This window comes from Pseudomonas sp. MF4836, from assembly GCF_002018875.1.
GTDB lineage: Bacteria > Pseudomonadota > Gammaproteobacteria > Pseudomonadales > Pseudomonadaceae > Aquipseudomonas.
Window position 1 is genome coordinate 30,241 of the sequence record NZ_MVOL01000002.1, and the last position, 13,221, is coordinate 43,461.

Consider the following 13,221-nt stretch of genomic DNA (forward strand, 5'->3'; position numbering starts at 1 on the left):
TTGCCGGAAACCCCCGTGGTTATGGGGGTTTTCCGACTTAAAACCCCGGCCGTTGATATCAAAATACTACTAGTTAGAAACAATTCCTTACGCTACGCTTTGTCCTACAAAATGGACTGAATCGCAGGTGAAGGGATTGCCCAACTTCCACTTTATCTCTGGATTGCCGCGCTCAGGGTCAACCCTGCTCTCTGCCATTCTTCTGCAAAACCCGCGTTTTCATGCCGGCATGACCAGCCCGGTCGGGTCGCTGTTCGCCAGCGTCCTGGGTCAGTGCAGCGCCGGCAGCGAGTTCGGCTCGGTGATCGACACGGCCATGCGCCGGCGCCTGCTGGGCGGGCTGTTCGACTCCTACTACGCCGACAAGGCCGATAAACCGGTGATTTTCGACACCAATCGCCAATGGTGCTCGCGACTGCCGGCCCTGACCGACCTGTTTCCCCAGTGCAAAGTCATTGCCTGTGTGCGCAACGTGGCCTGGGTCATGGACAGCATCGAGCGCCTGTATCGGGCCAACCCTTTCGAAAACACCAAACTGTTCAACGACGATGTCGAGCGCAACACCGTCTACAGCCGAGTCGAAACCCTGGCCCAGCGCAACCGCCTGGTGGGGTTTGCCTGGGCGGCGCTGAAAGAGGCGTATTACGGCGAGCACGCCGACTCCCTGCTGATTGTCGATTACGACCTGCTGAGCCAGGCGCCGGAGCGGGTCATGCGCCTGGTCTACGAGTTCATCGGTGAGCCCTGGTTCGAGCATGACTTCGAACACCTGGCCTACGATGCGCCGGAGTTCGACCAGGCCCTGGGCGTGGCCGGGCTGCACAAGGTCAAGCCCCGGGTGGCCCTGCAATCGCGGCGCACCATCCTGCCGCCGGATCTGTTCGAGCAGTATTCCAAGCTGTCCTTCTGGCTCGACGGCTCGGCCAGCGCAGCCAATGTCATACGCATGAAGGCCGAAACCGCGATCAGTTGATCGCGGTTTTTTATTTCCCTTAAGTAAACGTTCGAGTTCGGGTGAGCAGCATGTGGTGGAGCAAAGGTAAGTCGCGGGTTACCCAAGGGGCCAGAGCCATGGCTTCGCCACTGATCATGTCCCTTGAACCGCGCATGCTGTTCGACGGCGCGGTGGCGGCTACCGTGGCCGATGCGGCGCAACCCGAGAGCCACCCCACGGCGGACCCTACCGCAGACGCAGCCAAGGCCCCGGCCTCGGCCGATCACCCGGCCACCGGCAGCAACGCCAATGCCACCACCGGCACCCGTGACAGCCATGACCAGGCCGATGCGCCCCTGGCCGCCACACCGAACGCGGTGCCCGGGCAGACCGTGGTGTTCGTCGACTCCCGGGTCAAGGATGCCGCCGACCTGTTGAAGGACGTGGCGCCCGGCACTCAAGTGGTGCAGCTGGACGCGACCCGCGACGGCCTGCAGCAGATCGCCGACTACCTGGACCAGCACCAGGGCGTCAGCTCGGTGCAGATCATCGCCCACGGCAATGCCGGCGACCTGTGGCTGGGCAACAGCTACCTGTCGGCGGACAACGTCGCCGAGCGCAGCGCGGTACTGGCCGAGATTGGCAAGGACATGAACGTCGGCGGCGATATCCTGATCTACGCCTGCAACACCGCCCAGGGCGAGCGCGGCATCAGCTTCGTCGACTCCCTGGCCGCACTCACCGGGCGCGACATTGCCGCCTCCACCAATCGCACCGGCATCGGCGGCGACTGGACCCTGGAAATCGCCACCGGCAGCATCGAGAGCGTCAACGCGCTGTCGAGCCAGGCCATGGCCGGGTACGACTGGGGACTGGCCACGATCACCGTGCAAAACCTCAATGACAGCGGCGGCGGTTCGTTGCGCGATGCACTGGCGAGCGCGCAGAACGGCGATATCGTGACCTTCAAAGACACCCTCAGCGGCAGCTCTGTAGCGCTGAATACTCGGCTGGAAGTGACCAAGAACATCACCCTCGACGGTGACCTGGACAACAACGGCACCGCCGACATCACCCTCGACGGCCAGTACAAGACCAGCGTGATCAAGGTCGATGCCGGGACCAAGGTGGTGTTCGACGGCCTGGTAATTACCCGTGGCCTGAGCGCCGGCAATGGCGGCAATGGCGGTTTTGCAGCGGCCGATGCCCTGGGCGCAGGGATCAGCAACTTCGGCGACCTGACCCTGAAAAACGTCAGCGTGACGGCCAACGCGGCCTCGGGCGGCGGCGGTGGCGGCGGTGTGCTTGCGCCAACGGTTGGTGGCGCTGGCGGCGGCGGCGGTGCGGTCGGTGGGGGGACCGGCGGCAATGGCGGCATCGCCGGCGATGGCACCGGGACCTACGCCGGTACTTCGGGCACGGCCAACCATGGCGGTCACGGTGGTTCCTACGGGGCGACGATGAATATGGGCGGCCAAGGTGGGTCAACCACCGGGGGCGCCGGCACGACCAATACGTACGGCTATTCCAATGGCTCTGCGGGCGGAACCGCATCCGCTGGCGGCTTGTCGATCGGCGGCGGTGGCGGCGGCTCCGGCTGGGACTTTACCGGGGGCAAGGGCGGCTCGGCGGCCGGGGGTATCTACAACGCCAGCAGCGGCAAATTGACCATCGTCGGTACGTCGGTGATTACCGGCAATATCGGTGCCGGCGGCGGCGGTGGTGGGGGCTCGATGGTGGGCAGTGGTACCGAACTTAACGGCGGCGAGGCTGGCCGGGGCGTGGGTGCCATCTGGAACAAAGGCTCGGTGCTGATCACCGTGGCCAACTTTGCCGCCCTGAACGCGGCCAACAACGCCGGGGGCAGTGGCGTAGGCGGCTTGACCACCGTTTCCACGGCCTCGCAAGGCGTCTCGCCGACGGCGATCCCCGGCTTGTTCAATGATGTCGGCGCCACCTCGAACACGGCCTACGATCCGTCGCCGACCGCGACCATTGTGGTCACGACCCCGGCCCAGCACATCGGCACCACCTCCCAGGTCACCATCACCTTCAGCGAAGCGGTCAGCGGTTTCACGCTGGCCGACCTGACGGCGCCCCACGGTGTCCTGAGCAACCTGGCCACCAGCGACGGCGGCAAGACCTGGACCGCGACCTTTACCCCTGATGCCGGTGTCATCGGCACTGGCCATATCACCCTGGACAACACCGGCGTCACCAGCGTGTCGCTGAACCTGGCCGGGGTCGGCAACACGCTGTCCGGCAACTACAGCGTCGACACCGTAAGGCCGACGGCGACCGTCACCTTTACCGGTCCGACCCTGAGCACCACCGCCACCGGCACGGTGAACATCACCTTCAGCGAGGCGGTGAGCAACTTTAGCCTGGCGGACATGACCGCGACCAACGGTGTCCTGAGCAACCTGAGCACCAGCGACAACATCCACTGGACCGCGACCCTGACGCCCGTGGCCGGCAACGCCAGCAGTGGCAACATCGTGACCCTGAACAACACCCTCTACACCGATACCGCCGGCAACGCCGGGATCGGCGATTCGACGTCCGGCAGCTACGTGGTCGACACCGTGTTGCCGACGGCGACCATCGTGGTGGCCAACCCTTCGTTGAGCATCAATGACACGTCTGTGGTGACCATCACCTTCAGCGAGGCGGTCACCGGGCTCACCACCGACGACCTGGCGGTGGCCAATGGCACCCTGAGCGCCTTGACCACCCTTAACGGTGGCCTGACCTGGACCGGGACCCTGACCGCGACCGCCGGCATTAAAAACACCGGCAATGTGATTACGCTGAACAACAGCGGTGTCAGTGACCTAGCGGGCAACGCCGGCAGCGGCAGCACCACCTCCGGTCAGTATTCGATCGACACCCAGCGTCCCACCGCGTCCATCGTGTTCGGCAATAACAACCTGGGTATCGGTCAGACCACCACCGTGACCATTACCTTCAACGAGGCCGTGAGCGATCTCGACCTGGGCGACTTGGCGGTGAGCAACGGCAGCCTGAGCAACCTGGCCACCAGCGACGGCGGCCTCACCTGGACCGCGACCTTCACCCCGACACCCGGCATCTTCAGCGCCACCAACCACATCACCCTGGACAACAGCGGCGTGCATGACGCGGCGGGCAACGCCGGCAGCGGCACCACCGACTCCGACAATGTACGGATCGATGGCGTACGCCCGACGGCCACCGTAGAGGTTGCCAGCAGCTCGATAAAGGCGGGTGAAACGTCGCTGGTGACCGTCACCTTCAGTGAGGCGGTCACCAACTTCAGCAACAGCGACCTGACCATTGCCAACGGCACCCTCAGCACCCTGAGCAGCAGTGACGGCGGCATTACCTGGACCGCGACCCTGACCCCGAGCAGCGCCGTTGAAGACGCCAGCAACCTGATTACCCTGAATAACACCACCTATCAGGACCTCAGCGGCAACGCCGGGGTCGGCACCACGGACTCCAACAATTACGCGATCGATACCCTGGTACCCACGGCGAGCATTGTGGTGGCCGACCCGCAGTTGACCGCGGGCGAGACCACCACGGTGACCATCACCTTCAGCGAGGCGGTGACCAGTTTCGACAACACCGACCTGAGCGTGCCAAACGGCACCCTGAGCGCAGTCATCAGCAGCGACGGCGGCATTACCTGGACCGCGACCTTCACGCCGACGGTCAACGTGCGTGACACCACCAACCTCATCAGCCTGAACAACGCCGGGGTGAAGGACCTGGCTGGCAATGACGGTATCGGTATCACCAACTCGACAAACTTCACCATCGATACCGTGCGTCCCAACGCCACCATCGTGATCTCGGACCCGGTCCTGGGCATCGGCGAAACCTCGCTGGTGACCATCACCTTCAACCAGGCGGTGACTGACTTCAGCAACGCCGACCTGACGATCAGCAACGGCACCTTGAGTGCTGTGACCAGCGGCGATGGCGGCATCACCTGGACCGCGACCTTTACCCCAAGCAGCAATGTCGCGGACGCCAGCAACCAGATCATCCTCGATAACAGTGGGGTCCAGGCGGCGGGTTCCGGCAATGTCGGCGTCGGTAGCAGTGTGTCCAACAACTATGCGGTCGATACCCAGCGTCCGACCGCCACTGTGGTGGTGGACACCGATCACCTTGGGGTCGGCGGTTCGTCCGTGGTGACCATCACCTTCAGCGAGGCTGTGAGCGGTCTGGACCTCGGCGACCTGACCACCGACAACGGCATCCTGAGCGGCCTGAGTACCAGCGACAACATTACTTACACCGCAACCCTGACCCCGGTCGGGGGCATCAACCAGGCCAACAACCACATTGTTCTGGACAGCAGTGGCGTGACCGATGGTGCTGGCAATGCGGGCGGCGGTAACGTGAGCTCGAACGCCTATGTGATTGATAGCCTGCGTCCGACCGCGACCATTGTGATGTCCGATTCCGCGCTGTTGGCGGGGCAAACCTCGCTGGTGATCATCACCTTCAGCGAGCCGGTGGTCGGCTTCGACAATAGCGATTTGACCGTGGTCAATGGCACCTTGAGCACAGTCAGCAGTAGCGATGGCGGCATTACCTGGACCGGGACTTTTACCCCGACCAGCGGCGTGAGCGACATCAGCAACCTCATCATCCTGAACAACGCCGGGATCGAGGACCTGGCCGGCAACGCCGGTATTGGTGTGACCACCTCCGCCAACTACAGCATCCAGACTGTGCAGCCAACCGCCAGCATCGTGGTGGCGAACCCGGCGTTGCTGGCCGGTGGCGATTCCCTGGTGACCATTACCTTCAGCGAGGCGGTCAGCGGTTTTGACAACTCGGACCTGAGCGTGGCCAACGGCACCCTGAGCAACGTCACCAGCAGCGATGGTGGCGTCACCTGGACCGCGACTTTCACCCCGAGCAGCAATGTCACTGACACCACTAACCTGATCACGCTCAATAACACTGGAGTGCTCAACGCCGTCGGCAATACTGGCAGCGGCAGCACCGACTCCAACAACTACAGCATCGACACCCAGCGCCCGACGGCGACCATTTCGGTGGCCAACGCGCACCTGGGCATCGGCCAGACCACCACCGTGACCATCACCTTCAGCGAAGCGGTCAACGGTTTTGACCTGTCGGACCTGGACGTGACCAACGGTGTGCTCTCCAACCTGGCCAGCGCCGATGGCGGCACGACCTGGACCGCGACTCTGACCCCGACGGTTGGCGTCACCGACGCTACCAACCTGGTGATACTCGATACCAGTCAGGTCACTGACCTGGCGGGTAACCAGGGCTCGGGTATCTCCATCTCCAACAACTATGGGGTCGATGCCGATCTGCCGAGCGCCACCATCGTGGTCGCCAACCCGAGCCTGACTGCCGGCCAGACCACCACCGTGACCATCACCTTCAGCGAAGCCGTCACCGGTTTCGATCTGTCGGACCTGAGCGTGGCTAACGGTTCCCTGTCCAACCTGGCCACCAGCGATGGTGGCAAGACCTGGACCGCGACCCTGACGCCGACGGCCAACCTGACCGACCCCAGCAACTTCATCACCCTGGACAACAGCAGTTACACCGACCTGGCGGGCAACGCCGGCAGCGGCTTTGCCAACTCCAACAATTATTCGGTGACCACGGTGTCCCTGGCCGGCGATCCGGAGTTCCGGGTCAGCGAGCCGGTGGCACCGCCCGCACTGCCCAACGTCCCGTTGCAACCGATCATCTTCGGCCCGCCGAGCGGTGACCTGGGCTCGCCGCTGGTGATGCCGCCGCTGTTCGAGCAACGCACCAGCGGCGGCGGCCTGCCGCCAATCGGCAGCATATTCATCAATAACGGTGCGCTGGCCCCAAGCTTTATCGCCCAGGTGTTCAGCACCGACAGCGGTGGCGACGGCAATGGCAGCGGCTTCCTCGGCTTTGGCGGTGGCGATGGCGGGGTGTTCGGCAGCAGCACCCTGTCGAGCCTGTTCAACCAGGACTCGGGCACCCAAAGCGACTCCCTGAACGCCTTCGGCAAGCATTCGATCAGCAGTGATGCAACCCAGGGGCTGCGCGGGGTATTTGGCGCGCCGACCCTGGGCCAGCAACTGCAGCAACTCAAAGACAATGAACAACGGCAGATCCAGGATCTGACCTATGCTTTCGAACAGGCCGGCATCAGCGAAATGCAGGCTTGAAACTCACTTAATCGATGCAGTTCCCAGGGGCAATTCAGGGATGAGAAACAGTCAGAAGTTGTTCGGCGTCAGCCTGCTGGCGCTGGTAGTGAGTGGTTGCGCGGTCACCAGCGACCCCATCGAACGCAGCGTCAGCGAGCAGCGCGCGAAAAGCGACCTGTCGAGCATGTACAAGGATCAGGAGCCGCTCAGCGGCCCGCTGACCTTGCACCAGGCCATGGCCCGCGCGGTGAAGTACAACCTCGAAGGCCGCCTGAAAATCATGGAGGAGGCCCTGGCCAAGCGGCAGCTGGACCTCGCCAGCTTCGACATGTTGCCGCGCATGGCGCTTTCCGCAGGCTACGCCGGGCGCAACAACGTCAGCGCCTCCAGCAGCGAAAGCGTGCGCACCGGCACCCAGTCCCTGGAACCCTCGACCTCCCAGGACCGCGACCGCAATGTGGCCGACCTGACCATGGTGTGGAACGTGCTCGATTTCGGGGTCAGCTACATCAGTGCCAAGCAGCAGGGTGACCAACGCCTGATCGTCCAGGAACGGCGGCGCAAGGTGATCAACACCATCGTCCAGGACGTGCGCTCGGCCTATTGGCGGGCGGTGGCCGCCGAGCGTCTGCTCGGCCAGATCGACAGCCTCATGGCACGGGTCGACAAAGCCCGGGGCAACAGCCAGAGCATGAGTGAACAGCGGATCGGTGACCCGGTGCAGGCCCTGGGTTACCAGCGCTCGCTGATCGAAGCCACACGCCAGCTCGAAGAGCAGCGTCGCGCCTTGTCCCTGGCCAAGACCGAGCTGGCGACCCTGATCAACCTGCCCTTGGGCACCCACCTGACCCTGGCGACCGTGGATGATTATTCAATCCCCGAGCTCAAGGTCGACATGGCCGTGCTGGAACAGGAAGCCCTGGCCAGCCGTCCGGAACTGCGCGAACAGGACTACCAGAGCCGCATCAGCTCGGCGGAAACCCGCAAGGCGATGCTGCGCCTGTTGCCGGGGCTGGAATTTTCCGCAGGCGGGCATTACGACAGCAACTCGTTTCTGGTCAACGACAAGTGGGCCGACTACGGGGTCAAGGTCACCTGGAACCTGTTCAACGTGATCTCCGCACCGGCGGCGATCAACGTCGCCAAGGCCGGTGAAGAAGTGGCCACCGCGCGGCGCCAGGCGATGTCGATCGCGGTGCTGGCCCAGCTCTACGTGGCCAACGCCAACTACCGTGAAGCCATGCGCCAGTTCAAGACCAACCAGCAGCTGGCGAATATCGACGGGCAGATCGTCGGTCAGTTGCGCAATCGTTATCAGGCCAACGGCCTGGGTGAGCTGGACCTGATCCAGGGCGAGCTCAATACCTTGCAGACCGACCTGCGACGTGACCTGTCCTACGCCGACCTGCGCAATGCCTACGGCCAGATCTTCGCCAGCGCCGGGCTCGACCCGCTGCCGGATGAGCTGCAATCGACCCAGGTCCAGTCCATCGCCACGGCCATGGCCGGTCGGGAAGCCGATTGGGCGGCGGGTAATATCGCGGCGCCGGTGGTCCATGCCCGGCAGCAGTGACCTGCAGGCACCCACGGCCAGCATCAGCCGCACCCGCCGCGAGGCCCGCAATGGCCATCGCGGTGCGGCGATCCTGCTCACCGGGTTGCCGGCTGCGGGCAAGTCGACCCTGGCTCAGGCCCTGCACGCCGAGCTGTTCGTCCTGGGCGCGCAAAGCCTGGTGCTGGACGGCGATGCCCTGCGGGGCGGGCTGAATCGCGACCTGGGTTTTACCGAAGCCGATCGCTGGGAAAACATTCGCCGGGCCAGTGAGTTGGCGGCGCTGTTGGTGGGCAATGGGCAGATCGTGATCATGGCGATGATTGCGCCCCTGATCGAGCTGCGCGAACTCTTCGCCCAGCGCCTGGGCGAGGACTACCACGAAGTCTGGTGCAGCGCCTCCCTGGCGGTGTGCGAACAACGTGACCCCAAGGGCCATTACGCCCGCGCGCGACGTGGCGAGATGGCGAGCTTTACCGGAGTCTCCGCGCCCTATGAAGTGCCGCTTGCCGCGGCGCTCGAACTGGACACCGGCCACGGTTCCGTCGAAACCTGCGTGGCCCGGCTGCTGGATTGGCTGGGCGAGTGCCGGGTACTGCCCCAGTCATGAGTCGAGTGGCGTATGCGCGGCTGCCGGTCAGCCTGGATCTGCCCCTTTTGCTGCAAGCCCTGGCCGAGGTCAGGCCGGAGCAATGGCAGCGCCATTTCAATGCCGAGTACTACCAGGGGGACTGGAGCGGCGTAGCGCTGATTGCGCCGCAGGACGCCCTCACTGAACTGGCGCCGGGGCAGGGCGCCTCAGTCGAGCGCCAGCCCTGGCAGCGTGATCCGCGCTGGCAGCAGGCCCTGCGCGACCTCGGGCTTGAGATCCGCTCGGCGCGCCTGCTGCGGGTGGGGCCGGGCAGCCGGATCTTCGAGCACCGCGACTACGATCTGCAAGGGCCCGAAGCTGATCTGCGCCTGCATATCCCCTTGCTCAGCCCGCCGCTGGTCGACTTTATGCTTGATGGCCAGCGCATGCCGCTGGCCGCGGGCGAATGCTGGTTTCTCGATCTTTCACGGCCCCACAGCGTGGACAACCGGGACCGCAGCGAGCGGATTCACCTGGTGCTCGACTGCCGCCCCGGCCCTTGGCTGAGCCAGACCATCGAAGCCGGTTCGGCCACGACTCCGGCCCCGGGAGAGGGGGCGGCCGCTGCCGCGTTCGCTCAGTTCCGCCAGCTGCTGGAGGACCATCCGCACCTGTGCCAGAGCCTGCAGGCGCTGACCGACAGCGAAGCCTTTATCGCTCGCACCCTGGCGCTGGCGGCGCAGCACGGGCTGGGCATCAGCGCCGACCAGGTGCGCGCGGCAATGCGCCAGGGCCGTCGCCAATGGAATGAACAATGGAGCCACTGAACCTGCACGGCTGGTTGCCGATTCGTATTTTTGCGCGCCAGGGTCAGTGGCGGGTCGACTGGTGCTGGTTTGGCGATACGCCCTTGCACCAGCCGTTTTTCCGCGAGGCGGTGGATGCGGCGCTGCGCTTGCCGTTCAACCAGGCGTTTCGGCGCGAGACGCCACTGGCGACCCTCAGCCAATGGCAGGCCGAGAGCCCGGGGTGTGAGCCCCAGGCCTTTATCTGCCACGCCTCGCGCTGCGGTTCGACCCTGATCAGCCAGATGCTGGCGGCGCTCGATCACTGCACCGTGATCAGCGAACCGCCGCCGCTCGATAGCCTGCTGCGCAGCGGGCTGCCGGCCGACACCCTGGTGCCGGCGCTGCGGGGCCTGATCAGTGCCTATGGCCAGGCCCGGGGCTTTGTGGAACAGCGCCTGGTGATCAAGCTCGATGCCTGGAACATCGGTGAGCTGCCCTTGCTACGCCGCTGCTTTGCCACGACCCCCTGGTTGTTCGTGTACCGCGAGCCTTTGGAAATTGCTGTCTCTCATCTGCGTCGCAGCGGCATGCACATGGTGCCGGGGTTGATCGGGCCCAGTGCTTTGGATGATGCCGAGAGCGGTTTCGAGCGCGAGGCGTTTATCGCCCGACGCCTGGGGCGGCTGTTGCAGTTGGGGCTGGAGCGCTGCGTCGAGTTCCAGGGGCTGGCGGTCAATTACAGCGAGCTGCCCCAGGCAATGGCCGGGCGTCTGGCGCTGTTTTTCGGGCTCGACGCCGAGCAGTGCGCGCGGGCTTTTTCCAGGGTTGAACAACATGCCAAGCAGCCCGACCAGGTGTTTGTGGCCGACGGCGCGAGCAAGCGCGATGAGGCCTCGCCCCTGCTGCGAGAACAGGTGGAGCGTTGGGCCCGAGGGCCTTACGCACGCCTGGAAAGCCTGCGCGCGGCGCAGGCTCGGGGCCGTGCTGCGGGTTCAGGGTTTTGAGGACAGGTCGGCCATGCCCTTGAGCAGTTCGATCGGCAGCGGGAAGACGATGGTCGAGGTCTTGTCACCGGCAATCGAACTCAGGGTCTGCATGTAGCGCAGCTGCATGGCGCCGGGTTGGCGGCCGAGCATTTCGGCGGCCTGCATGAGTTTTTCCGAGGCCTGCAACTCGCCCTCGGCGTGGATCACCTTGGCTCGGCGTTCGCGTTCGGCTTCGGCCTGTTTGGCGATGGCGCGGACCATGGATTCATTGAGGTCGACGTGTTTGATTTCGACGTTGGCCACCTTGATGCCCCAGGCGTCGGTCTGCGCGTCGAGCACCTGCTGAATATCCATGTTCAGGCGTTCGCGCTCGGCCAGCAGTTCGTCCAGCTCATGCTTGCCCAGCACCGCACGCAAGGTGGTCTGCGCCAGTTGGCTGGTGGCCATGAGGAAATCCTCGACCTGGATAATGGCTTTTTGCGGGTCCAGCACCCGGAAGTAGAGCACCGCGTTGACCTTGACCGAGACGTTGTCGCGGGTGATCACGTCCTGGGGTGGGACGTCGAGCACCACGGTGCGCAGGTCGACGCGAACCATCTGCTGCACCACCGGAATCAGCAGGATCAGCCCCGGCCCCTTGACCTGCCAGAAGCGCCCGAGCTGGAACACCACGCCGCGTTCGTATTCGCGCAGGATCCGAAAGGTCGACACCAGCAGCACAATCAGCAGCGCCACGAGCGCCCCGACACCTATTTCCAGGCCCATCTCATTCTCCTTGCGGCGCGGATGCGACCGCTGTGACGTGCAGATACAGGCCCTGGCGGGCCATCACGCGCACCGCTTGCCCGGTGTGCAAGGGGCTGGCGCCGAGGACCTGCCAATGTTCGCCCTGCAGCTGGACCCAGCCGTGACAGGGTTGGTCGATGTCTACGGCGGTCACCGGGGTCACGCTGCCCACCAGCCCAGCATCGCCATTGACCGGTTGTTTGCGTCGCGTGCGCAGTGCCAGGCTCGCCAGGGCCACCAGCAGCACGGCGCTGAGCACCGCCAGGCTGACGATCAGCGGCAGCGGGATGCCATAACCCGGGATGTCGGTGTCCATCAGGATCACCGAGCCGGCGATAAAGGCGACGATGCCGCCGAAGCCGATCACGCCGAAGGTCGGCAAGAAGGCCTCGGCCACCATAAAACCGATGCCCAGCAGGATCAGTCCTGCGCCCGCATAGTTCACCGGCAGCAACTGCAGGGCATACAGGCCCAACAACAGGCAGATGCCTCCCAGCACCCCGGGCAGCGCCGTACCGGGGCTGACGAATTCGAAAAACAAGCCATAGACGCCGAGCATCATCAGGATCATCGCCACGCTGGGGTGGGTGATCAGCGACAGCAGTTGGGTGCGCCAGTCGGGGTCATGGTGAGTCAGCGCTGCGCCCAGGGTATGCAGCTGTACCGCCTGCCCGGCGGCGTTGAGGGTTTTGCCATCCAACTGCTTGAGCAGGCCCGGAAGATCGTCGGCCAGGTAGTCCACCACCTTGATCTTCAGGGCCTCTTCGGCCGGCAGGCTGACGGCTTCGCGCACGGCCTTCTCGGCCCACTCGGCGTTACGCCCGCGCAGTTGGGCCAGGCCACGGATGTAGGCCGCGGCATCGTTGATCTGCTTGTGCGTCAGGCTGTCGACAGCGGGGTCGGGGGTGGTGGCTTTGTCGCTGCGCGGTGCGGCCGGCGGGTTGGCGGACCCTGGCAGGACGCCGAGCTGCACCGGGGTGGCGGCCCCCAGGTTGGTGCCAGGGGCCATGGCGGCAATATGGCTGGCGTAGAGAATGTAGGTCCCGGCGCTGGCCGCCCGCGCACCGCTGGGGGCGACAAAACTGGCGACCGGTACCGGGCTGGCGAGAATGGCCTTGATGATCGCGCGCATCGAGGTGTCGAGCCCACCCGGGGTGTCGATGCCGATCACCACCAGTTGCGCGTGTTCGGCGGCGGCCCGGTCCAGGCCGCGCAGCACATAGTCGGCGCTGGCCGGGCTGATCACATCGTTCAGCGTCAGCACCACCACTGGGTCCACGGCCCAGGCCGGCCCGACCGGTAGACCGATCAACAACCCGAGCAGCACTGCCCGCCATCCACCTCTGTTCATATGACCCTCCTGGAGAGTCATGCACCGGGACGTCCATCCGTTCGCTGGCCTTGTGCTTGAGTCTAGTTGAGCAAGCGGGCGCCCGA

Annotated in this window: 8 protein-coding genes; 6 read left to right on the plus strand and 2 right to left on the minus strand. The window is 64.8% G+C overall.

The window, feature by feature from the left end:
* Window positions 1–127: 127 nt before the first annotated feature.
* The 6 genes from MF4836_RS03500 (at window position 128) to MF4836_RS03525 (ending at window position 11,016) form a co-directional block, all read left to right on the plus strand.
* Complete coding sequence (locus MF4836_RS03500) at window positions 128–973, plus strand: sulfotransferase family protein (protein WP_078469177.1); 846 nt, start codon at window positions 128–130, stop codon at window positions 971–973.
* 98 nt (window positions 974–1,071) lie between these two features.
* Window positions 1,072–7,119 (plus strand): Ig-like domain-containing protein, encoded by a 6,048-nt coding sequence (locus MF4836_RS03505; RefSeq protein WP_238596121.1) that lies wholly within the window; start codon window positions 1,072–1,074, stop codon window positions 7,117–7,119.
* Window positions 7,120–7,159: 40 nt separating this feature from the next.
* On the plus strand, window positions 7,160–8,674 hold the full coding sequence (locus MF4836_RS03510; protein WP_078469179.1) for a TolC family protein: 1,515 nt from the start codon (window positions 7,160–7,162) through the stop codon (window positions 8,672–8,674).
* Window positions 8,658–9,263, plus strand: coding sequence for an adenylyl-sulfate kinase (cysC, locus tag MF4836_RS03515; protein WP_078469180.1), 606 nt, complete (start codon window positions 8,658–8,660; stop codon window positions 9,261–9,263). The genes MF4836_RS03510 and cysC overlap by 17 nt, the downstream gene beginning before the upstream one ends.
* Window positions 9,260–10,051 (plus strand): aspartyl/asparaginyl beta-hydroxylase domain-containing protein, encoded by a 792-nt coding sequence (locus MF4836_RS03520; RefSeq protein WP_078469181.1) that lies wholly within the window; start codon window positions 9,260–9,262, stop codon window positions 10,049–10,051. The genes cysC and MF4836_RS03520 overlap by 4 nt, the downstream gene beginning before the upstream one ends.
* Window positions 10,039–11,016 carry a sulfotransferase family protein gene (locus MF4836_RS03525; protein ID WP_078469182.1) on the plus strand — a complete coding sequence of 326 codons (978 nt, stop codon included), beginning with the start codon at window positions 10,039–10,041 and terminating at the stop codon, window positions 11,014–11,016. Before MF4836_RS03520 ends, MF4836_RS03525 begins: the two co-directional genes overlap by 13 nt.
* On the opposite strand, the gene MF4836_RS03530 is transcribed toward MF4836_RS03525, so the two are convergent.
* Both MF4836_RS03530 and MF4836_RS03535 read right to left on the minus strand, forming a co-directional pair.
* Window positions 11,005–11,763 carry a slipin family protein gene (locus tag MF4836_RS03530; protein ID WP_078469183.1) on the minus strand — a complete coding sequence of 253 codons (759 nt, stop codon included), beginning with the start codon at window positions 11,761–11,763 and terminating at the stop codon, window positions 11,005–11,007. The two genes, MF4836_RS03525 and MF4836_RS03530, sit on opposite strands and share 12 nt — an antisense overlap.
* Before the next feature lies 1 nt (window position 11,764).
* Window positions 11,765–13,135, minus strand: coding sequence for an NfeD family protein (locus MF4836_RS03535; protein WP_078469184.1), 1,371 nt, complete (start codon window positions 13,133–13,135; stop codon window positions 11,765–11,767).
* Between the last annotated feature and the right edge of the window lie 86 nt (window positions 13,136–13,221).